The organism is Formosa haliotis (genome assembly GCF_001685485.1).
Classification (GTDB): Bacteria; Bacteroidota; Bacteroidia; order Flavobacteriales; family Flavobacteriaceae; genus Formosa; species Formosa haliotis.
Genome location: NZ_BDEL01000001.1, coordinates 659,411 through 681,769, shown reverse-complemented (window position 1 = coordinate 681,769; position 22,359 = coordinate 659,411). Strand labels below are relative to the sequence as shown.

Genomic DNA, 22,359 nt, shown 5'->3' with positions numbered 1-22,359 from the left:
TATGGGAGATCTTTCAACCGACTTAACGTCGCGGTTTAAAAATAATAAGGTAAAGGCTTTAATTAATATTTTATACACATCGAATTGGATTACAAGTTTACAAAATGAATTTTTTAAACCCTTCGGAATTTCGCCACAGCAGTACAATATCTTACGTATTTTAAATGGTGCAAACCAAGCGCTTAAAGTGCAAACTATTAAAGATAGGATGATAGATCGTGCACCCAATGCAACACGGCTTATGGATAAATTATGTGCTAAAGGGTTAATAGTACGGATTGCTTGTCCTGCAGACAGACGTGTGGTACATATAGAAATTACAAAAGCTGGGAAAAAATTGCTAAAAGCTATTGCAGTTGATTTTGATGAAGATTTACTCAAGAATTTAACCGAAACAGAAGCTAAACAATTAAGTGATTTGTTAGATAAAATAAGATAACAAGGACAAGGTAATTAGAATTAAAAAGAAAATAGATATGAAAACAATAGTTCATAAAGCAAATACAAGAGGATTCGCTAATCACGGTTGGTTACAGGCTAATCATTCTTTTAGTTTTGCAAGTTACCAGAATAGAGACCGGATGCATTTTGGCGCATTACGTGTGCTAAATGATGATGTTCTAGAACCGAAAATGGGGTTTGGAACACATCCGCATGATAATATGGAAATCATTACCATTCCATTAAAAGGTGTTTTAAAACATAGAGATTCCATGCATAATTCATGGGAATCGGTTATGCCAGGAGAAGTGCAAGTCATGTCGGCAGGGAAAGGGATTCAGCATTCCGAAATTAATGGATCTCAAGACGAGTATTTAAGCCTGTTTCAGATTTGGATTATACCGAATAAGCAAAATGTAGAACCTAGATACGATCAGAAAACATTCGATGCTAAAGCGCGACAAAACAAATTACAAACGCTAGTTTCATCTATCGAAGAAGATTTAGACGGGACATTAAAAATTCATCAGGATGCTAAATTGTCAATACTTGATTTAGATAAAGATCGGGAGTTTTCCTATTCGCTAAAAAGTGAAAACCATGGCGTTTATGTTATGCTTATTCATGGAAAACTAAAAATTTCTGATGATGTATTAGAAACTCGTGATGCAATAGGGATAAGTGAAACCAAACAGTTTAAAGTTGAAGCCCAGGCCGATTCAAGTATGTTGTTTATTGAAGTCCCGATGGTGTTTTAATGTATGAATATTGAATAATAGGTCACACTAGATTCTGGAAACCAGTTAAAAATCATTTTTAAAAATTAAGAATTGTGCTGACAATCTTTCAATCCCCAAGCATCTAAACTTCGCAATATGCCTTCAAGCGATTTGCCGCGTTTCGTTAAGCCATATTCTACTTTAGGAGGAACAACGGGATAAACCGTTCTAGAAATAAGTCCGTCTTGTTCTAGATCTCTAACAGTTTGCGTAAACATTTTGTTTGAAATTTCAGGAATTTGCTTTTGTAATATTCCCGAACGTAAATCACCATCTAATAGATGAAATAATATTAAAGGTTTCCATTTTGTCCCAATTAAATTCATGGTATAATGTAACGGACATGTAATATCCTTATTCATTTTTAAATTGTATATAATTGAATATCAATAAATTACTCGTTTAGGTAACTATACTACTTTTTGGTAAGTTATTGCCTTTTAGGCAAATATAGCGTAATTTTGTAAACTAAAACATAAGATATGACAACTAAAAAAAATTATCCAAAAGCATTTTCACATATCGGAATCACTGTTCCAAATATTAAAGACGCCGTAAAATTCTACTCAGAAGTTATGGGGTGGTATGTAATAATGGAACCTTCTACGGTTAAAAAGGAAAAAGATACGGCCATAGGGCAAATGTGTATTGACGTTTTTGGAGAGGATTGGACCGATTTTGAAATTGCGCATTTAGCAACTTCAGATGGTGTTGGAATTGAGTTATTTTCGTTTCCGAATGGAATTAAAGAAGCTCCAGAATTTAATCCTTTTAATACAGGTTTATTTCATTTTTGTGTGCAGGACCCAAATATTGAGGACCTTATTGAAAAAATAGTCTCTTATGGAGGGAAACAACGTATGCCTATTAGATCTTATTATCCCGAGGATAAGCCTTTTAAAATGTGTTATGTAGAGGATCCGTTTGGAATTGTTTTCGAAATATATACACATAGTTATGAACTGACTTATTCGTCTGGAGCGTATTCAAAATAAAGTAAGGAATGTATTTTGTGTAAAGTCGATATTCTAAATTTACATGAGAGTTTCGTATGTGTATAAGTTAAAATAGGTATTGTTTAGGTTTTAAGTGTAAATCGATCTTTACAATACAAATTGTAAAATGAAACTGATTTAATTTACCAAGCTTATGATAAAAGGACTTTATGAAACTCATATCCATGTTGAAAATTTAGAACGATCAGTAGAGTTTTATCAGAATGTGCTGGGCCTAGAAAAATGTGGTTATAATGATGAGCGTCGTATTGCATTTTTTTGGGTTGGAAAACCTCAAGAATATATGTTAGGACTTTGGGAAAAACCAAAATCTGAAATTGTAAACATGCATTTTGCATTTCGTTGCGACAAAGAAGATGTGTTGCACAAATCGGTTGAATTTTTAAAAGCACGGGATTTAAAACCTTACAATTTTTTAAAAGATGGTACCAATAGGCCTATGGTTTTTTCATGGATGCCGGCCGTAGCTATTTATTTCAACGATCCAGATGGCCATTGTTTAGAATTTATTGCCATTTTAGAAGGCACACCAAAACCAGAATTAGGTATTATTACCTATGAGGAATGGGTGAAATTAACCGGCGAGAATTCATAATATTAGCTGTTGCCTAGAAGCAAACCACAAATTAGATATTTAGGTTCTAATTTGTGGTTTTTTTTATTTCAAATTAGGCCTCAAGAACGGCTTGTTTTTTATGATGCTTTCTTAACATAATAATACCGATAGCAATTAAAACACCAATAGATGCCATAGCGGCACCAACCCAATCTGCCGATGTATACCCGTATCCCATGGCAATTGGAAGTCCTGCAAAATAAGCCCCTGAGGCGTTTCCGATATTAAAGGCACTTTGATTTAGAGAAGACCCTAAGGTTTCAGAGCCTTTAGAAGCGTTTATTATAGCCACCTGTATTGGGGTAGATAAACAAAAGGTTACCGCACCAATAATAAAAGTCATTACTAAAACCATAACCTTATCGGAGGCAAGGATAGTGTTTAATGCAAGACAGATTACCATACAACTTAGGGTGATAATAATGGCGTAAATTGGAGTGAATTTTTCTGCTAATTTGGCCCCCATAAAATTACCAATTACCATACCCAATCCGGCTAAAATCATGGCAATCGAAACCATTTCGGTTGGGTGTCCAGCAACATCGGTAATTAAAGGCGAAATATAGCTATACCAAGCAAAGAAACCTCCAGTACCAATGGTGGTTAAAAGGATAATAAGCCAAAGTTCTAAGCGTTTAAATATTTTTAATTCTTCGAAGAATTTATTTTCAGAGGACTGTTTTAAACTAGGCATCCATAATTTTATACTTAATACCACTAATACACCAACAAAACCTACTAACAGGAACGAAATGTTCCAACTAAAATGTTTTCCTAGATAAGTACCTAGAGGAACGCCAAGAAGATTCGCAAATGTTAGTCCGCTAAACATAATAGCAATCCCTTGTGCGGCTTTACCAGGTTTAGATAGTTTACCAGCCACTACAGCACCTATTCCAAAAAAAGCACCGTGAGGTAACCCCGATAAAAAGCGTAAGATTAAAAACGAATGATAACCAGTGGCAAAAGCAGAGAGGGTATTAAATACAGTAAACCATAACATTAAAAGCAGTAATACTTTATGGGCTGGCCATTTGCTTCCTAGGCTCGTTAAAATAGGCGCACCAATTACAACGCCTAAAGCATAAGCAGAAATAAAATGTCCTGCTTTTGGAATACTAATGTCGAAAGCTGTGGCAATTTCTGGTAAAATTCCCATAATAACGAATTCGGTTAAACCAATACCAAATCCACCTATGGCTAAAGATAATAAGGCTTTATTCATGAACTAGTAACTAAGGTTTTAAGTTTTTAAATGAAAACGCAAAAGTAGAGAGATTACATGAGCTAATGGCATAATTAAGAAAAGTATTAAACAAAATGAAATTATGAGTTGTATTGTGTTGTAAAACAACATGTTGAATCTGTGTTTTTAATGGAAATATGGTGCTTTGTTTATTAACTTTTTAACTATGAAAATTTAATAAAATTGATGAAAATGAGAATATTAGATTCTAATAATTAAGAAATGTATAATAAAGGATGCTTTTTCTTTAATGAAGTTGTTAATTTAATCATTTATAAACTTTAGTTTTACTTCTAAAAACACGATATTTGCATCTGAATTTGCGCAAAGGATAGAAGTGGCATCCTTTTTTTATTGGATACAATACAAAAAGATATAACGGATAGCCTGGTGGTTTTTAGCTTTTTAGATAAAAACTATGCGCCCTAAAAAATTAGAATTTATATTATGGCAATGAATAAAAATACGGTTTTAGCTTGGGCAACAACCATTATGATTGTAGTAGGATTGGGGTTAATCGCACTTGGTGCGTTTAGATATAACGATGTGGCAGGTTGGGGATTTGCCTCGGTTGGTATTGGTTTTTTTGCTATTGCTTGGGTTTTTAACGCATTAAAAGGTAGAGTATAATTATGAGTGACGATAAAAAAGTTATTTTTTCAATGTCTGGTTTAACCAAGACATTTCCTGGTGCCAATACACCGGTTTTAAAGAATATTTATTTAAGTTTTTTCTACGGAGCCAAAATTGGGATTTTAGGTCTTAATGGTTCTGGAAAATCGACTTTATTGAAAATTATTGCGGGAATTGATAAAAATTATCAAGGTGATGTGACTTTTCTACAAGACTATTCTGTAGGATATTTAGAACAAGAGCCGCAATTAGATGAGGATAAAACGGTAATGGAAATTGTTCGTGAAGGTGCTGCAGAAACCGTAGCAATACTTGACGAATACAATAAGATTAACGATATGTTTGGTTTAGAGGAAGTATATTCTGATCCGGACAAAATGGATAAATTAATGGCTCGTCAGGCCGAGTTGCAAGACCAAATTGATGCTGCCAATGCGTGGGAACTTGATACCAAGTTAGAAATCGCTATGGATGCCCTACGTACACCAGATGGCGATAAGAAAATTAGTGTACTTTCTGGGGGGGAACGTCGTCGTGTGGCTTTGTGTAGACTTTTATTGAAAGAACCAGATGTGTTACTTTTAGATGAGCCTACCAACCACTTAGATGCAGAGTCTGTACATTGGTTAGAACAACATTTAGCGCAATATAAAGGGACGGTGATTGCCGTAACGCACGATAGATACTTTTTAGATAATGTAGCGGGCTGGATTTTAGAACTTGATCGAGGGGAAGGTATTCCTTGGAAAGGAAATTACTCGTCTTGGTTAGATCAAAAATCGAAACGATTAGCACAAGAAAGTAAAACAGCTTCTAAACGCCAGAAAACATTAGAGCGTGAGTTAGATTGGGTACGTCAAGGTGCTAAAGGACGCCAAACTAAGCAAAAGGCGCGTTTAAAGAACTACGATAAATTAATGAGTCAGGACCAAAAACAACTTGACGAAAAATTAGAAATTTACATTCCTAACGGTCCGCGTTTAGGAACCAATGTTATCGAGGCAAAAGGTATTAGTAAAGGTTTCGACGATAAATTATTATACGAAGATTTAAACTTCAATTTACCACAGGCTGGAATTGTTGGGATTATTGGTCCGAATGGAGCTGGTAAAACTACCATTTTCAGAATGATTATGGGCGAGCAAGAACCAGATAAAGGAACGTTTGAAGTAGGAGATACAGCAAAGATTGCTTATGTAGACCAAAGTCACTCGAATATAGATCCAGAAAAAACGATTTGGCAAAACTTTAGCGACGAGCAAGAGTTGATTTTAATGGGCGGAAAGGAAGTAAATTCCCGTGCCTATTTAAGTCGTTTTAATTTCTCTGGAGGAGAGCAAAATAAAAAGGTGAAATTACTTTCTGGAGGAGAACGTAACCGTTTACATTTAGCTATGACGCTTAAAGAGGAAGGTAATGTATTACTTTTAGATGAACCTACTAATGACTTAGATGTGAACACATTACGAGCTTTAGAAGAAGGTTTGGAGAACTTTGCAGGTTGTGCCGTAGTTATTAGTCACGACAGATGGTTCTTAGATAGAATTTGTACACACATACTTGCTTTTGAAGGAGATAGCCAAGTGTATTTCTTTGAAGGAAGTTTTAGTGAATACGAAGAGAATAAGAAGAAACGTTTAGGTGGAGATTTAATGCCAAAACGTATTAAGTATAAAAAGTTAGTACGCTAAGTTATTAAGATAATATACAACAAAAAACAGCCTGCATTTGCAGGCTGTTTTTTGTTGTACTATTTATAATTTTGAAGGCTTTTACTCTTTGGTATATAAGTGGCCTTCTGTAAAATCTTGATACTCTTTTTTGTCCTCGTCAATGTCGATATTTAAATTCGCTAAGCGTTCGTTTTCGGCTTTTAATTTATAGGTTTTCCTGATTACAAAAATGAGTAAAACAAAGAAAAATAAAAAGGTTATAGATAAGCCGATTACAAATTGTTTTCCTACTAAAAGTGGGGCGGCTGCTAGGTTTGAAAATGAACTATAGGTTGGTATTGACATTATAATTTGAGTTTGGGGTTTGATTAATAGCTAACCAAATATAAATTATTTATTCAATATTTTAAAAATAAAATGAGTTAATTTTTTGAATACCAATCAAGTAGTGTGACTTTAATCTTGGGATCTTTAGCATTAACTAAGGCCTTAAATGAATTAACATCGCTATACCCATCGGTGCCTCTGTAATGATAAGGAATAACTTCTTTAGGTTTAAAGTCTAAAATGGCCTCTGCTGCTTTATCAACAGGCATAGTGTATGGTAAATTCATACAAACTAAAGCAATATCAATATCTTTTAAATTTCGCATTTCTGGAATGTCTTCGGTATCTCCAGAAATATAAATACGTTCGCCATGATTGTTTATAACATATCCATTTCCGCGGCCTTTGGTATGGTATTTAAGGGCTTCTGGACGTAAATTATACATAGGTATGGCTTCAATTTTTAAATGATCATAAGTTCTAGATTCACCATTATTTAACACAAAAGTTTGGTCTCTTAATGTTTTCGATAATTTATCGGCTACAGCTTGTGTGGTAATAATAGCTGTATGATGTTTAGCAACAGCTTCTAAAGTTTCCAAATTAAAATGATCGCCATGGATATCGGTAATTAATATAAGATTTGGTTCTTTTTTGTCTTTAAAGGATTCTGCGCCTCCAACGGGATCCACATAAATGGTAATATGTTTAACTTCTAAAATAAAAGTAGCATGAGAAATAGGGATGATTTTGGTATCCGTATCTTTTATATCATGCCATATAGTAGATTCTAAGGCTTTGGTATTTGCAACCGGTTTAAAGCTAAATAGGGCCATCGATAAACAAAGAAGCGCGTAAATATGTAATTTTTTCATGTGTTGTTTATTTGATTAATAGTGATTTAATATATGGTTTTATTTTGAGTTTGCCTGAATGAAATCTGAAATTAAATAGGCGATGAGCATGCCAATTTGAGTCTCATTGCTTTCATTTGGAACGGCTTCGCAAATATGTAAATAGGTTGCATGATTTTGTTTTCCAAAATAATGAACAAACTGTCTAGCTCTTTTTAAGTTGAAACCTCCTGGCGACATTGCGCTACAGTTGATGTTTTCTATAGCATCGCAGTCAATTTCTAAACCAAAAGGCTTGTTTTCTATTAATGCTAATGCCTTTTGTAATTCTTTTTTAAAAGACGATTTATTTTTTACTTCTATATCTTCATAGGTGCTGTAGTTTACATTATTTAATTTGTTAATGGTTTTTAAAATGCTATTCGAGATATAGCTTTCGTGTAAACCAAACATATAATACTGATTCAGAAAACCTTCGGTAAAGGCATAGGTAAAACTGTTTCCACTATGTCTACCTTCTTCGGCTCTAAAATGCGTATGGGCATCAAAATTAATAGCGTTTATAGAATCATTTAATGCTAGGGCAGCACCTTTAATGTTACCATAAGCATTGTTATGGCCTCCACCAATTAGAATAGGTTTTTTACCAGCTTTTATCAGCGTATAAACCAAATGCGTAACATGTTTATCTATTTTAGATACTAACTTTCGAGCTTTGGCTAGCTCTTTTTCAATTGTTCTATCTAGCGTTTGTATTTTTTTTAGTTCTTTTTCAAAGTCTAAATGCCCTAGTATTAAGACTTTTTCTGGCTGTGTAAACTCATTTTTCTGAATGTTTAAAATATATTTTAAGGTAGTTTCCCAAGTTGTTGAAGCCCCACAGTCACCTAGGTTAGCGAAAACTCCTACGTCTTCTGGTAAGCCTACTAAAACGTATTCGACATCTAAAGTTTCTATATATTCGTATATATTACAGTCGGGTGGGAGTAAATTTATATGTTCTCCAAATTTAGATTCGAAGGGACGAATGTTTAAAAATTTTGAAAGATCGGAATTATTAAAAACGACAAGTTTATCCATTAATAAAAGGGTTTATAAAATTTAAAAATACATGTTTTTTTGTTTTATGAACAGAATTTTAATAATATTAGCTGAATAAAAACCAAATAATAACTTAACCAATTAGAATCTTAAAACTTAAATTAAATTATGGAAGAAAGTAAATCAAATAACGGATTAAAAATAGCATTAGGTATTGCTGTCGTACTGTTCTTAGCGACTGCATTTTACACTTTCGATCTTATGAAAACGAAACGTGAAACCGAAGCACAATTAAAAGAAGAGAAGCAATTAGTAATGACCGATTTAAGTAATATGGCAAAACAATACGATGTTGCCATTAGCGAGAACGATATTGCTAATGCAAATTTAATAGAAGCTAGAACGCGTATTCAAGGATTAATAGATTCGCTTCAAATTTCTGAAAACAACATAAAAAGTTTGTGGAAATACAAGCAAAAATATGTGAGTTTACAAAAGGAGATGGATGTCTTATTGGCTGAAAACGATAAGTTAAAAGTTGAAAATAATTTATTAGCCACTTCTTTAGATAGTACACGTGTTCATTTAGAGCAACGTAATATGTTTACAGATTCTTTATTAGTACAAAACACGGCATTAGCAGAAGTTGTTGAAAATGCAGCAGTTTTATCTACTGTGGGGCTAAAAGGTTTTGGGGTGATAGAACGAAGCTCAGGAAAATTAATACCAACAGAACGTGCTAGACGTGCCGATAAACTTAGAGTTTGTTTTACTGTTGCTAAAAACAATTTAGTACAGGAAGGAGATCAAGAATTATATATTCAAGTAATCGATCCTAAAAACAATGTGTTAGGTGCAAATGAGCAGGTTGTTTTTGGAGAAAAATCATTAAACTATAGTGTGGTTAGTCGTTTTAACTACGAAAATGCGAGTTTAAATGTTTGTGAATTTGTAGCGTCTAAAGGCGAAGATCGTTTTGAAGAAGGACGTTATATGGTAAACGTATTTAACTCTAAAGATTTAGTATCTACTACAGAGTTTACGCTGAAGTAAAAATTATATTACCTAAAATATAAATCCCGAATAACTTTAAGTTATTTGGGATTTTTTTGTTTAAAACTTTACAAAGTTATCATTCTGAATGTATTTCAGAATTTATTCACATAAATAACCAAATATGTGAGAACCTGAATCAAGTTCAAGTTGACGAAAATGAAACTTTTAAGTTTACCTCTTTTTTTAGTTTAAAAACTCTTTAAACTTGAAGAGTTACAATCGCTAATTTCTCAGGTTAAAAGCACAATCAAATCAAACATTAAAGATTATTCAATAATTTCACCATTAATAATAACGGTTTCAATATTGTTTTCTCCAAAGGCATAAGGTAAATAATTATAACTTGGTATAGCTTTGGTTATCATAACATTGGCTTTTTTACCTCGAGTAATACTTCCAAACATATTACTAACACCCATGGCATAGGCACCATTTATGGTTGCAGCATTAATGGCTTCTTCTGGAGTCATTTTCATTTTAATACAAGCTGTGCTTACCACAAAATTCATGTTTCCGCTTGGTGTGGTTCCAGGATTATAATCGGTAGCCAAGGCTAACGGAAGCCCTGCATCTATAATTTGACGTGCTGGTGTATACGGAATACTTATAAAATAAGAACAAGATGGCAATGCTACTGGCATGGTTTTACTGCCTTTTAAAGCTTCAATATCTTTAGGATTTAAGACTTCTAAATGGTCTACAGAAAGGGCTTCGTGTTTAACCCCTAAAGCGACACCTCCAAAGGCATTGAATTGATTGACGTGAATTTTAGGTGTTAATCCATGTTTTTTTCCAGCTTCTAAAATACGCTCGGTATCTTCAATAGAAAAATATCCAGATTCACAAAATACATCAATATATTGGGCCAATAAATCTTTGGCTACTTTGGGTATCATATCATTTATAATATGATCTACATAACCTGTTTTATTATCTTTAAATTCTTTAGGAACTGCATGCGCTCCTAGAAATGTAGCCATGACTTTTAAAGGAAAATCCCGTTTTAATCGACTAATAACGCGAAGCATTTTTAATTCGGATTCTGTGGTAAGTCCGTAACCCGATTTAATTTCTATGGCCCCCGTACCAAGTCTCATCACATTTTTTAAACGATATACTGCTTGGTTATAAAGTTCATCTTCGGTGGTGTTTTGAAGCTTCTCAGCCGAGTTTAAGATGCCTCCACCACGGTTGGCAATATCTTCATAACTTAAACCATTAATTCTATCTACAAATTCTTGTTCACGATTACCAGCATAAACCAAATGGGTATGCGAATCGCACCAAGTTGGTAATACTATTTTACCGGTGGCATCGATGGTGGTTTCAGCTTCAATACCTCCAATATCTTTCATTTCACCATATTCTACAATTGTATCGTGTTCAATAAGTAAATAGGCGTTTTCTAGTAAAGATAGTTGGTTCATTTCTGTTCCCGATACTTTTAAAACGTTGTGAGCTCTTGCTTGTAAAAGCTGTTTTATATTGGTGATTAATATAGACATGAATTTGGTTTTAGAATTCTAAAATAACAAATTAAATTTACTTAAGGGGTATAACTTTAGTATTGATAAAAATTGGGCTGATTTATTGTTAATTCAATCGTTTTCTTAAAAACAGCAGGTAAAAATTTTCTGATAAAACGATAATATAAACTTTGATATTTTTTATTTTTAAATAATGTAGTTCCTTTATTATTTAACCTAATTTAGGATGCTTACCTTTGTGTTAATCAAAATTTATAATGGCATTAACGAACATTTTTCATGATTGAAATTAGAGCATATATAGAATCTACTGTACCCATAAGTGATGCAGATTGGAAACTGTTTTCTTCGAAATTAAAAGCACGAACGTTTAAAAAAAAGGAACGTATTTTGGAAGTTGGACAGGTAGAACATTATATTTCGTTCATAAACAGTGGTATTGCTCGATTTTTAATTCCGAATGAAGACGAAGACAAAGACGTTACTTTTGGGTTTTGTTTCGAAAATGAATTTGTTAGTGCTTACGATTCTTTTTTAACGCAAAAACCTTCTCTATACGCTTTAGAAGCTTTAACCGATTTATCTATTTGGAGTGTATCGTATTCCGATTTGCAAGAGGTTTATAACAATACAGAAGTTGGAAACTTAATAGGGAGATTATCTTCAGAACGCTTGTTTTTAATAAAATCTAAACGGGAACAATCCCTATTAAATGAAACTGCAGAACAGCGGTATCTTAACCTTTTTACCGAACGTCCTAATCTGCTTAAAGATATTCCGTTAAAGTATATTGCTTCGTATATTGGTGTTACAGCACAAGCCTTAAGTCGTATCCGGAAGCGTATTTCTTAACTTACGTTCATATTTTACTCCTAAATAATTTGGTTCTTTGTTGTATTAAATTACAACATATGACTATTATTATATTCATGATTATTCTATGGTATTCGGGTTTGTTTTTCCAAACGTTTTTTCTACACAGGTATGCTGCGCATCAAACGTTTAACATGTCTAGATTCGCAGAAAAAGTTTGTTTTTTTCTTACCTGGGTATGTCAAGGTTCTAATTATTTAAGTGCTTACGGTTATGGCGTTATGCACAGAATGCATCATGCCTATGCAGATACAGAAAATGATCCGCATTCACCGAAATACGATAGTAATGTGTTTTCTATGATGTGGCGAACAAAAAACATTTATCAGGATATTAATAAGAAACGAGTAGCAGTAGATTCTAAGTTTACTAAAAATGTACCACAATGGGAGCGTTTTGATGCTTTTGCAAGTTCTCGGGGTTCCCGCTTAGCTTGGGCTGCTTTATATACAGCTATTTTCTTCTTTTTTGCAACCGCTTGGTGGCAATGGTTATTTTTACCAGTGGCGTTTTTTATGGCCCCTATACATGGCGTTATTATAAATTGGTTTGCGCATATTTATGGGTATGTTAACTTTAAAGTGAGCGATACTTCAAAGAACTTATTGCCATTCGATTTTTTAATGATGGGCGAGGGTTACCATAACAACCACCATAAATACGGGGGGCGTGCTAATTTTGGAGGGGTGCGTTGGTATGAGTTAGACATTACTTATGGTATCATGAAAGTGTTAGATGCTTTAGGTTTTATTAAACTAAAAAAGAGCGCTTTAATTCCTGTAAAACGAGAGGTGTAGAGTTTTAGTCTTTTATTTTTTTCTTTTAATAGATGGCTTATGAAGTCATTTAACCTTTAGATAAAACGTAAGTAATAACTCAAGTTCTAGGTATTATTTATACTACCACGGTACTAATGAGCGCCTTATAAATCTTGCGTATAAAAGCTTAACATGTTGTGCTTTTTAAGGAAGAGAATTTCATTTTCAATTCACTATTCCTTAAACCTAAACTAACATATTGGCGAATAAAATTCATTGTATTTGCACAAAAAAACAATGGAATTATTTTTAGCCACATTTGGTGCTCTATTTTCAATAATGAATCCCTTAGGAACAGTTCCTGTATTTGTAGGATTGTCTTCAGAACACACGAAAAAGGAACGTGCGAGTATCGCCTTTTGGACCTCTTTAAATGCCTTAATTATAGTGTTGCTGTCTTTTTTTGCCGGCACTTATATTTTGTCTTTTTTTGGAATAAGTATTAATGCTTTAAAAATTGCTGGCGGACTTATCATTGCGTCTTCCGGATTTGCATTGTTAACAGGAAAATTTGCCGAGCATAAAGGCATGAAACGCCAACGAGTAGAAGAGGATATTAAAACCAGAAACGAGATTAGTTTAACACCCTTGGCCATGCCTATGTTGGCGGGTCCTGGTACCATTTCGTTATTAATAGCCTACAATCAAGAATTCACAGAAATTAAGGAGATCTCCATAATTATTGCCGCGTTAGTTTTTACAACCATTTGCATTTATCTTATTTTAAAAAGCTCTTACCTTATAGTAAAATGTTTAGGAGCTTCGGGCATAAATGCGTTATCACGAATAATTGGTTTTATTGTAATCGCTATTGGGATAGAGTATGTTATTTCTGCAGTTGTAAATATTGTAAATATTCAATTTTTAAAATAATAAAGCAGGATATTTCAGATTTGACCGGTTATAAAAAAATAATTCTACTATACCTAGTCTGTTCTAATACTTCGCTACGGCTAAAGCTGATGTTCTTCGACGTCTCATTATAATAAATACTCCCACAGAGAGCGAACCGCAAATGGCGAATCCTAAAAATAAGGGAAGAGCCGTATCGGTTACATATTCGCCAATAATTGTAGCAATAGGAATAGCAATTAGAGTAGATATAAACCCCGTAATAGCAGCCCCAATTCCAGCAATATGACCAATTGGTTCCATGGCAATAGCTCTTAGGTTTCCGAAAATAAATCCTAAGGAAAAGAATTGAATAATTAAAAAAGGAATTAATACCGATAAACTTGGGTTTGCAGAATTCCAAAATAAAATGACATACAATATTGAAGCTCCAGAAAAAACGGTTAGTGCTGCAAAAGCTAAGTTGCGCATTCCAAATTTAACAACAAGGGTTCCGTTTAATAAAGTAGATAATCCTATAGAAAAAGCTAAACCAGCAAATACTAAAGGAAATTTGTCGCCTAAACCATATTGCGCTTCAAAAATGTGTTGCGAAGCACTTAAATACACCATAAAAGCTCCTGTAATAAAACCCGAAAGCATCGTAAAAATAATGGCTTCTTTAAACTTCAATAATTCTGTAAAACCATTAATAAATACATGTTTATTAAATGGTATTTTATATTCTGGATGTAAGGTTTCAGGCTGACGTTTCCAAAACCAAAAAATAACAATAGCTCCAAAGAATAGCTGGGTATAAAAAATATAATGCCAATCGAAATGGTTTAATATAAACTGACCCAGAGCAGGAGCAATAATAGGCACAAGAATAAAAAATGCAGTTACAAAAGACATCATTCTTGCCATATAATCGCCTTTATGTGAATCTCTAATAATAGAAATACATAAGGTTCTAGGTGCAGAAAGTCCGATACCCTGAAAAATACGTCCAACCAACATCCAAACCAAACTTTCGGCAGTGATACAAACTATACTAGCCAATAAAAAAATAAAAAATCCAAGATACATAATAGGCTTTCTACCAAAACTATCGGAGAGTGGCCCTAGTATTAATTGCCCTAAACCAAAGCCTAGAAAAATCATGGTTACCAAAAGTTGTAAATCGGTACTGTTTTGATTTCCTATAGCTAAGCCAATATTAGGGATTGCAGGAAGTAATGCATCTATAGTTAATGCAACTATAGACATTAATGAAGCCATTAAAGCAATAAATTCAAACTGATTTTTAGTCTCTTTTTTTAGCATTCGGCAAAAGTAATATTTCCAATGCGATAATAAGGTTAATATTACGTTATATTGTATTGTTAATTTAATCAGTTAGTTAGCGGTTTAAAAGCTTGTTTTAAGTGAACTGTTAAACTCCTATTTTAGTTTATAGTTTATATTTGTTAAAATTAAATGCAAGAATGATGAAAGTAACAGACAAACATAATGAGCGTATAGCTAATATGACTTTTGCATCGGTTTATCCCCATTATATAGCCAAGGTTGAGAAAAAAGGACGAACTAAAGCAGAACTTCATGAAGTTATTTCTTGGTTAACCGGTTTTGACGAATTACAATTAGAAAAATTAATAGCCGAAAAGGTTACTTTTGAAACCTTTTTTAAAGAAGCATCTTTACACCCGAATGCCCACCTCATTACAGGCGTAATTTGTGGCTATAGAATTGAAGACATAGACAACACTTTAACCCAACAAGTAAGGTATTTAGACAAGTTAGTAGATGAGTTAGCTAAAGGGCGTAAAATGGATAAAATACTGCGAACTGTATAATAACGGACTAACAGTAAAGTTAATTTTAAAACGAGTAATTTAAAACATTGTGGTTTATCGAATAATTTAAAAAGTTCATTGGCTTTTTAATATGATTCATTATTTTTATTGTAGCAAAATTCTTCTTCTTGAAAGAAGCTTTTTGCTTACTATAAATAGACTGTGGCTGATTAATTATAGCTCCTTGAAACATAACCCCTTAACCGTAAAAATAAATGAAACCCCAACTGCTACTTGTTTTATTAACCATTATTACAACCAAAAGTTTTTCGCAAATCGTTTTCGAAAAAGGATATTTTATAGATTCAGACAATCAACGTACCGAATGTCTTATAAAAAATATGGATTGGAAGAACAATCCTACCGACTTTGACTATAAACTTTCGGCGGAGTCTGAAATAAAAAAAGGTACAATACAAAGTGTAATAGAATTTGGAATTCATAACTTTTCAAAATATATCAAGCGCACCGTTAAAATGGATCGTTCTAGTAAAGTAATTAATAACTTAAGCCCTAATAGAAATCCGGTATTTCATGAAGAAACCCTCTTTTTAAAGGCTTTAGTAGAAGGGGAGGCTAATTTATATCAGTTTGAAGATGGTAATTTAGTTCGATTCTTTTATAGCATGGACAATGGGATGACTGTGGAGCAATTAATCTTTAAAAATTATAGATCTACAGGCGATTTAATAAAAGAAAATAATAGGTATAGACAGCAATTATTGAATAATTTAACCTGTAAAAACATAAGCTCAAAAGATATTGAAAGGTTAAAATATGAAAAAGACGACTTGGTTAAAATTTTTGTGACCTATAATCAGTGTAATAATGTAGAACAAGTTAATTTCGAAGAAAAACAGAAAAAAGATCTTTTTAATCTAACACCTAGAATAGGAATTAAAAGTTCTTCTTTTTCTATAGAAAATACATCTTTAAGTTCTAGAAATGTAGATTTTGGAAGCAAAATAGGATTTAGGATTGGACTTGAAGCTGAAATATTTTTGCCTTTCAATAAAAACAAATGGGCTATAATTGTTGAACCTACGTATCAGTCTTTTAAATCTGAAGAAACCTTAGAAAATTCAAATGTTGAAGTCGATTATTCTTCCATAGAATTACCTATTGGAATTAGACATTATTTCTTTTTAAATAACAGTTCTAAATTATTTGTAAACGCCTCGTATATCTTAGATATCCCTATGAATTCTACTGTAAATTACGATACGGGTTCGGAATTAGAAATTATAAATTCATCTAGTATTGGTTTAGGATTTGGGTATACTTATAACGATACCTATAGTGTAGAATTACGGTATAATACCAATAGAGACTTGTTGAAAGATTATCAATATTATAATTCCGATTATAATACAATTTCTGTAATTTTTGGATATACCATTTTTTAGAGATGAGCAACTTATTCAGCCCAACCTTTTGAATAAAAAAGAGTTGGGCTAAGTGTTTTATAAGTTTAGTTTTAGCTCGTCTAAATTAGTCGATATGAATTGTAATTCCTCTGCGGTTAATTTAATGTCTATAGCTTTGGCATTTTGTATAGCTTGTTCGGCATTTCTAGCTCCTGCTAAGGCAATGGTTACACCGGGCTGTTCTATGGTCCAACGTAAAACCAATTGAGAAATACTGGCTTGTTTTGCCTCGGCTAAAGGTTGTAAAGTGTTTAAAAATGCAGCGGTTTGCTTAATGTTTTCATCTTTAAAAAAGGCCAAGTTTTGGCGGTGGTCACCTTCAGCAAATTTATGTCCGGCTTGCATTTTTCCAGTTAGTAACCCACGTTGTAAAGGGCTGTAAGCAAGAATAGACATGTTGTGGTTTAATGTAAAAGGTACTATATCTTTTTCGATATCACGATTTATCATGCTGTAAGGGACTTGGTTAGAAATGATATCGACATATTTTTTCGCCTCTTCTAGCTGAGCAACATCATAATTACATACTCCAGCATAGCGCACCTTTCCCGCCTGAATTAATTGGGCTACGGCTTCCATAGTCTCTTGAATAGGCGTTGTTTTATCGGGCCAATGTATTTGGTATAAATCGATATAGTCTGTGCCTAAGCGTTTCAAGCTATCTTCGCATTCTTTTATAATACTAGTTTTACTCGCGTTTTTATAAATCGAAATGGGTTTACCTGAGTTATCTTTAGAATTTACATAAAAATCACCTTCTGTGGCATCCCATCGCAAACCAAATTTGGTAACCAATTGTACTTGGTCTCTTGGTAATTCTTTTATGGCAGCTCCCACAATATTTTCGCTATGTCCCATACCATAAATAGGAGCGGTATCTATAGCGCTTACCCCAAAATCGAAAGCAGATTGTATGGCTTTTATGGCATCACGTTGTTCGGTTCCGCCCCACATCCAACCGCCAGCAGCCCAAGCTCCAAATGTAATAGCCGATAATTTTAAATCAGAGGTTCCAATAGTTCTATATTCCATAATAAGTTTAGCTTTTTAATAGCTTTAAAGTTAAGGAATACATGGCAAACCCATAAACGATTTAAACTCAATTTTAATATTTATAGTATAAGGCTTAATAATTTCGAGAGTAAAATTATCTTTACCATTAAATTCATTTCTATGAGACATTATAAACAAGCCGTACCTGATCCTAAAAAGAAAGCTTCTAAGGTAAGTATGGCTCAAGCCTTTAAAACCATTATATGGCCGCGTCGAAATTTGGTATTTATTGGCTTAATCCTTATTGTATTTAGTCGGTTAGCGAGTTTGGTGTTGCCTTGGCAAAGCAAAGTATTGTTAGACGACGTGATTCCTAATAAAAATTATGATCAATTATATTCCTTATTAGCTATAGTAGGAAGTGCTATTTTGGTGCAGGCAGTAACCTCTTTTTTACTGACTAAAATATTAAGTGTACAGGCGCAGTATTTAATATCGGAGTTACGTGCAAAAGTTCAGAAAAAAGTGTTGTCGCTTCCTATTAGCTTTTTCGACAATACAAAATCTGGAGTATTGGTATCTCGAATCATGACCGATGTGGAAGGCGTTCGGAATTTAATAGGAACTGGTTTAGTACAGCTTGTTGGTGGAACTTTTACGGCTGTAATATCTTTAATTCTACTCATCCGTATAAGTCCGTCTATGACACTTTTTGTATTGGTTCCTGTGGCAGTTTTTGGTGTTTTAGCATTAAAAGCTTTTAAATACATACGACCAATTTTTAGAAAACGTGGTGTTATTAATGCCGAAGTTACTGGCCGTTTAACAGAGACTTTAGCTGGTGTTCGCGTAATTAAAGCGTTTAATGCAGAAGCTCAGGAAAACAAAACTTTTGAGGATGGCGTCGATCGATTATTTCAAAATGTAAAAAAGAGTTTAACAGCTACCGCCTTCATGACGAGTTCGTCTACCTTTCTATTAGGAATAGCGTCTACCGGAATTATGGGGATTGGAGGATATAAAATTATGCAAGGCGAATTAACCATAGGAGATTTTATGTTTTTTACCTTATTACTTGGGTTTATGATTGCACCAATTGTGCAAATGAGTAATATTGGAAGTCAGCTAACCGAGGCTTTAGCAGGTTTAGACCGTACGGAAGAACTTATGAATATGGATGCTGAAGAAGATGATATACACCGGACTATAGACATAGAAACTTTAAAAGGCGATTTAGCATTTAACAACGTAACCTTTGCTTACGAGGCTGGAAAAGATGTGTTACACAACATTAGCTTTAACGCACCTTCAGGTTCTGTAATTGCACTGGTGGGAAGTTCAGGATCTGGAAAATCTACTATTGCTGGCTTATCGGCTACATTTTTAAACCCGAAGTCGGGTAGTGTAACGGTAGATGGTTACGACCTTTCTAAAGTAAAACTAAACAGTTTTAGAAAACATTTGGGAGTGGTGTTACAAGATGAATTTTTATTTGAAGGGACCATCAGAGAAAATATTTTATTTCCAAGGCCAGATGCAACCGAGTCTGAGTTACTAGCAGCCGTAGACTCGGCTTATGTGAGTGAATTTACAGATAGATTTGATGACGGATTAGATACCTTAATAGGGGAGCGTGGAGTAAAATTATCTGGAGGTCAGCGCCAACGCATCGCTATTGCACGTGCTATTTTAGCCAATCCGAAAGTGATTATATTAGATGAAGCCACCTCGAACCTAGATACAGAAAGTGAAGGCTTTATTCAGAAAAGTTTAAATGAATTAACTAAAGATAGAACCACAATTGTTATTGCGCACCGCTTGAGCACTATCCGTAAAGCCGATCAGATTCTGGTAATTGAAGATGGCCGTATTGCAGAACGTGGTACACACGATGAGTTAATTTCTGCTCAAGGACGCTATTACGACTTGTATACGTATCAAGCTAAAATTTAAATAAAATCGGATTGTGTTAGGGGAGTTAATCCCTTTTAAATACTTTAGTAAAACTAAAACTTAAATCACCTTATGAAACGTATTAAAACTTCAATATGCTTATTAGCAGGATTAATCATTATGGCCTGCGGACAAAATAAATCTGAAACCCAAACGACAACAGAAACAACTATAGAATCTCCAGTAAAGCCAGCCGATAATGCGAAAAATTTTGATATTGCAGCACTGTTAGAAGCAGCACAAAATGGAAATTTAGAGGCAATTAGCTATGCTTTAGGTCAAGGCTTCGACCCAAATACTAGTGGTGAAGAAAATAGAACTACCTTAATGTTAGCCGCTTTTAATGGGCATACATCTGTTGTAAAAGCTTTATTGGATAGTGGAGCAACAGTAGATTTAAGGGATACTACAGATCGTACAGCACTTATGTACGGATGTACAGGACCGTTTGCTTCAACAGTGAAACTTTTAGTAGAATCTGGAGCACAAGTAAACTTAAAAGATAACCATGAGCAATGGACACCTATTATGTTTGCCGCTGGCGAAGGGCAAATAGAAGTTATGAAAATTCTTTTAGATGCCGGTGCCGATGTTAATGCTGTAGATGTTGATGGGGAATCCTCTTACGATTTTGCTATGAGTAATAAACATATGGAGGCTGCGGCGTTTTTAAAACCGTTAATGAAGTCGTAAAGACTTATTATGGCTTTTTTAGGTGGTTAAAAGATGTTGTAATCAATTAAAAAAATACAGAATGTCTATAACAAAGGAATCTGAATTAACTGGAATGAAAAAAATTAGTGAAGTTGTTGGAACTACACTAAAATTAATGAGAGAATATGCTAAAGTTGGAATGTCAACTAAAGAACTTGATGAGTATGGAGGTGAAATTTTAAAGCGTTATGGAGCTAAATCTGCACCTTATGAAACTTATGGATTTCCTGGTTATTCTTGTATAAGCATAAACAAAGAAGCAGCACACGGAATACCATCTAATAAAAAAATATTGAAAGAGGGAGATTTAATTAATATTGATGTTTCTGCAGAACTTAACGGATTTTGGTCTGACAATGGTGGCTCTTTTGTCCTTGGAAAGGACATTCATAATCACCAACCTCTAGTAGATGCTTCTAAAAACATTTTACGTAAAGCGATAAACAATATTAAAGGCGGAGTAAGAATTTCTGAAATAGGATATTTAATAGAAACTGAAGCAAAAAAGTCAGGATTTAAAGTTATTAGAAACTTGGCTGGACATGGAGTCGGTAGGAACTTACACGAAGAGCCTGAAAATATTTTAAATTACAGCGTTAAAACTAAAGTTGCTATAGAAACTTTTATATCAACACATTCAACTGTTGCTGTAGAATTGAATGACGGTTGGACTTTAGTCGGAAATAAAGGTGGATATGTAACCCAACACGAACACACCATACTGGTAACTGATAATTATCCTGTTATTTTAACAGCATCAAATGAAATTTGGAATTAAATAACGGGCTACAATAATGTAAAAAGTAATGCTAAATTCGTTGATTAATTAAAGGTTAGTGGGCTTTTGTACGTATGATTTTCCTTCGGAACATATTCGTAATTGAAACCGCACTAAAATACGTAAACGATCTCCATACTTAAAAAGTGTTTTAAAGGTATTTAATATAACATGTGGATTAATCGAGATAGATTCGAACAGTTTTATTACTAAATAAAACAAAATAGGTGGTATTGGCTTTTCTCTATATTTTGCCGTATAAGTCTGGCGTATGCCTTTATTTTTGCGGGTTTGGTTAAAATTATGGGAGAGCGTTTTGCCAGTGGTCTTTCGGTTTTACATCCTATGGGGGCATACCTTGAAGCCTTACATCATACAGGCTATTATTATACGTGTATTGGTTATGCACAAGTTTTGGCGGCCGTTTTACTTTTAATTCCGAGGACGGTAACTTTGGGAGCCCTCTTATATTTTCCCATTATTGTAAATATTTGGATTTTATCGTTTGCCGTACGGTTTGAGGGTTCGTTGGTTACATCGCCTTTAATGGTACTTGCTAATTTGTTTCTTCTGGTTTGGCATTACGACAGGATGCAATACATTTTGCCTTTTAAACACTATAGTAATAGAGGGGTGTTTCAAAAACCGAAACTCTATACCAAAAAATTTCCCATTATCTTTTTTAGTGGAGTATTACTCTGTATCGTTATAACAATTGCTTATGCTCAGTTTGGTTTTGAAGTTATGCCAAGAAACTCAGTATCTGATTGTAATTCACAATTTAAAGGGACTAAAAATGAAGCATTAGGTGATGCTTTTTGCGAATGTATCCATACACATGGTAATACCTTAGACGATTGTTTACAACGTTTCGAAATCGAAAAACAGCGAATAAAAGCATCTAAAGAATAGCCTTTAATTATATTACTTTTCTTTAGATGTTTTAA

The 22,359-nt window shown here is 33.7% G+C and carries 24 protein-coding genes; 16 read left to right on the top strand and 8 right to left on the bottom strand.

Annotated elements, in window-relative coordinates; all coding sequences use genetic code 11:
* Position 1 precedes the first annotated feature (1 nt).
* Complete coding sequence (locus tag A9D35_RS02950) at positions 2-439, top strand: MarR family winged helix-turn-helix transcriptional regulator (protein WP_066218791.1); 438 nt, start codon at positions 2-4, stop codon at positions 437-439.
* A gap of 37 nt (positions 440-476) precedes the next feature.
* A complete protein-coding gene (locus A9D35_RS02945) occupies positions 477-1,199 on the top strand; it encodes a pirin family protein (protein ID WP_066218788.1) in 723 nt (240 codons plus the stop codon).
* A 65-nt stretch (positions 1,200-1,264) separates the two neighbouring features.
* Here A9D35_RS02945 and A9D35_RS02940 read toward each other — a convergent pair whose 3' ends face one another.
* A complete protein-coding gene (locus tag A9D35_RS02940) occupies positions 1,265-1,582 on the bottom strand; it encodes a winged helix-turn-helix transcriptional regulator (protein ID WP_066218785.1) in 318 nt (105 codons plus the stop codon).
* Between the two features lie 120 nt (positions 1,583-1,702).
* Between A9D35_RS02940 and A9D35_RS02935 the strand changes: the two genes are divergently transcribed.
* Together A9D35_RS02935 and A9D35_RS02930 are read left to right on the top strand one after the other, a co-directional pair.
* Entirely contained in the window at positions 1,703-2,215 is a 513-nt protein-coding gene (locus A9D35_RS02935; protein WP_066218783.1) for a VOC family protein, read from the top strand.
* A gap of 154 nt (positions 2,216-2,369) precedes the next feature.
* Positions 2,370-2,831 (top strand): VOC family protein, encoded by a 462-nt coding sequence (locus tag A9D35_RS02930; protein ID WP_066218780.1) that lies wholly within the window; start codon positions 2,370-2,372, stop codon positions 2,829-2,831.
* A 73-nt stretch (positions 2,832-2,904) separates the two neighbouring features.
* Here A9D35_RS02930 and A9D35_RS02925 read toward each other — a convergent pair whose 3' ends face one another.
* Positions 2,905-4,077: an MFS transporter gene (locus A9D35_RS02925; protein ID WP_066218772.1), complete on the bottom strand. Its 1,173-nt coding sequence runs from the start codon at positions 4,075-4,077 to the stop codon at positions 2,905-2,907.
* A 468-nt stretch (positions 4,078-4,545) separates the two neighbouring features.
* Here A9D35_RS02925 and A9D35_RS02920 point away from each other — a divergent pair, with 468 nt between their 5' ends.
* Together A9D35_RS02920 and ettA are read left to right on the top strand one after the other, a co-directional pair.
* Entirely contained in the window at positions 4,546-4,728 is a 183-nt protein-coding gene (locus A9D35_RS02920) for a CAL67264 family membrane protein (protein WP_066218768.1), read from the top strand.
* Positions 4,729-4,730: 2 nt separating this feature from the next.
* Positions 4,731-6,422 (top strand): energy-dependent translational throttle protein EttA, encoded by a 1,692-nt coding sequence (gene ettA / locus A9D35_RS02915; RefSeq protein ID WP_066218765.1) that lies wholly within the window; start codon positions 4,731-4,733, stop codon positions 6,420-6,422.
* A gap of 81 nt (positions 6,423-6,503) precedes the next feature.
* On the opposite strand, the gene A9D35_RS02910 is transcribed toward ettA, so the two are convergent.
* From A9D35_RS02910 to A9D35_RS02900, 3 genes are all read right to left on the bottom strand, one after another.
* Positions 6,504-6,749, bottom strand: coding sequence for a hypothetical protein (locus A9D35_RS02910; protein WP_083191594.1), 246 nt, complete (start codon positions 6,747-6,749; stop codon positions 6,504-6,506).
* Positions 6,750-6,826: 77 nt separating this feature from the next.
* Positions 6,827-7,606 carry an MBL fold metallo-hydrolase gene (locus tag A9D35_RS02905; protein ID WP_066218759.1) on the bottom strand — a complete coding sequence of 260 codons (780 nt, stop codon included), beginning with the start codon at positions 7,604-7,606 and terminating at the stop codon, positions 6,827-6,829.
* 39 nt (positions 7,607-7,645) lie between these two features.
* Positions 7,646-8,665: a formimidoylglutamase gene (locus A9D35_RS02900; RefSeq protein WP_066218756.1), complete on the bottom strand. Its 1,020-nt coding sequence runs from the start codon at positions 8,663-8,665 to the stop codon at positions 7,646-7,648.
* 129 nt (positions 8,666-8,794) lie between these two features.
* Here A9D35_RS02900 and A9D35_RS02895 point away from each other — a divergent pair, with 129 nt between their 5' ends.
* Positions 8,795-9,679, top strand: a complete 885-nt coding sequence (locus A9D35_RS02895) for a DUF8428 domain-containing protein (RefSeq protein WP_066218753.1) — start codon at positions 8,795-8,797, stop codon at positions 9,677-9,679.
* Between the two features lie 269 nt (positions 9,680-9,948).
* Here A9D35_RS02895 and hutI read toward each other — a convergent pair whose 3' ends face one another.
* Positions 9,949-11,187 (bottom strand): imidazolonepropionase, encoded by a 1,239-nt coding sequence (gene hutI / locus A9D35_RS02890; protein WP_066218749.1) that lies wholly within the window; start codon positions 11,185-11,187, stop codon positions 9,949-9,951.
* Between the two features lie 261 nt (positions 11,188-11,448).
* Here hutI and A9D35_RS02885 point away from each other — a divergent pair, with 261 nt between their 5' ends.
* The 3 genes from A9D35_RS02885 to A9D35_RS02875 all read left to right on the top strand — a co-directional run bounded on the left by A9D35_RS02885 (position 11,449) and on the right by A9D35_RS02875 (position 13,733).
* A complete protein-coding gene (locus A9D35_RS02885; RefSeq protein ID WP_066218745.1) occupies positions 11,449-12,021 on the top strand; it encodes a Crp/Fnr family transcriptional regulator in 573 nt (190 codons plus the stop codon).
* Positions 12,022-12,080: 59 nt separating this feature from the next.
* Positions 12,081-12,839: an acyl-CoA desaturase gene (locus A9D35_RS02880; RefSeq protein ID WP_066218743.1), complete on the top strand. Its 759-nt coding sequence runs from the start codon at positions 12,081-12,083 to the stop codon at positions 12,837-12,839.
* Positions 12,840-13,097: 258 nt separating this feature from the next.
* Complete coding sequence (locus tag A9D35_RS02875) at positions 13,098-13,733, top strand: MarC family NAAT transporter (protein ID WP_066218738.1); 636 nt, start codon at positions 13,098-13,100, stop codon at positions 13,731-13,733.
* A gap of 63 nt (positions 13,734-13,796) precedes the next feature.
* Here the strand turns inward: A9D35_RS02875 and A9D35_RS02870 are convergent, their stop codons facing one another.
* Positions 13,797-15,017, bottom strand: coding sequence for a multidrug effflux MFS transporter (locus A9D35_RS02870; RefSeq protein ID WP_066218735.1), 1,221 nt, complete (start codon positions 15,015-15,017; stop codon positions 13,797-13,799).
* Positions 15,018-15,181: 164 nt separating this feature from the next.
* Here A9D35_RS02870 and A9D35_RS02865 point away from each other — a divergent pair, with 164 nt between their 5' ends.
* Together A9D35_RS02865 and A9D35_RS02860 are read left to right on the top strand one after the other, a co-directional pair.
* Positions 15,182-15,547, top strand: coding sequence for a DUF2200 domain-containing protein (locus A9D35_RS02865; RefSeq protein WP_066218734.1), 366 nt, complete (start codon positions 15,182-15,184; stop codon positions 15,545-15,547).
* Positions 15,548-15,762: 215 nt separating this feature from the next.
* Positions 15,763-16,953: an outer membrane beta-barrel protein gene (locus A9D35_RS02860; protein WP_066218731.1), complete on the top strand. Its 1,191-nt coding sequence runs from the start codon at positions 15,763-15,765 to the stop codon at positions 16,951-16,953.
* A gap of 57 nt (positions 16,954-17,010) precedes the next feature.
* Here the strand turns inward: A9D35_RS02860 and A9D35_RS02855 are convergent, their stop codons facing one another.
* Positions 17,011-18,006, bottom strand: coding sequence for an aldo/keto reductase (locus tag A9D35_RS02855; RefSeq protein WP_066218728.1), 996 nt, complete (start codon positions 18,004-18,006; stop codon positions 17,011-17,013).
* Positions 18,007-18,147: 141 nt separating this feature from the next.
* Between A9D35_RS02855 and A9D35_RS02850 the strand changes: the two genes are divergently transcribed.
* From A9D35_RS02850 to A9D35_RS02835, 4 genes are all read left to right on the top strand, one after another.
* Positions 18,148-19,920 (top strand): ABC transporter ATP-binding protein, encoded by a 1,773-nt coding sequence (locus A9D35_RS02850; RefSeq protein WP_066218725.1) that lies wholly within the window; start codon positions 18,148-18,150, stop codon positions 19,918-19,920.
* 72 nt (positions 19,921-19,992) lie between these two features.
* Positions 19,993-20,613 carry an ankyrin repeat domain-containing protein gene (locus A9D35_RS02845; protein ID WP_066218722.1) on the top strand — a complete coding sequence of 207 codons (621 nt, stop codon included), beginning with the start codon at positions 19,993-19,995 and terminating at the stop codon, positions 20,611-20,613.
* Between the two features lie 61 nt (positions 20,614-20,674).
* On the top strand, positions 20,675-21,412 hold the full coding sequence (gene map / locus A9D35_RS02840) for a type I methionyl aminopeptidase (RefSeq protein WP_066218719.1): 738 nt from the start codon (positions 20,675-20,677) through the stop codon (positions 21,410-21,412).
* Positions 21,413-21,715: 303 nt separating this feature from the next.
* Positions 21,716-22,324, top strand: coding sequence for a DoxX family protein (locus A9D35_RS02835; protein WP_235817836.1), 609 nt, complete (start codon positions 21,716-21,718; stop codon positions 22,322-22,324).
* Positions 22,325-22,359 lie beyond the last annotated feature (35 nt).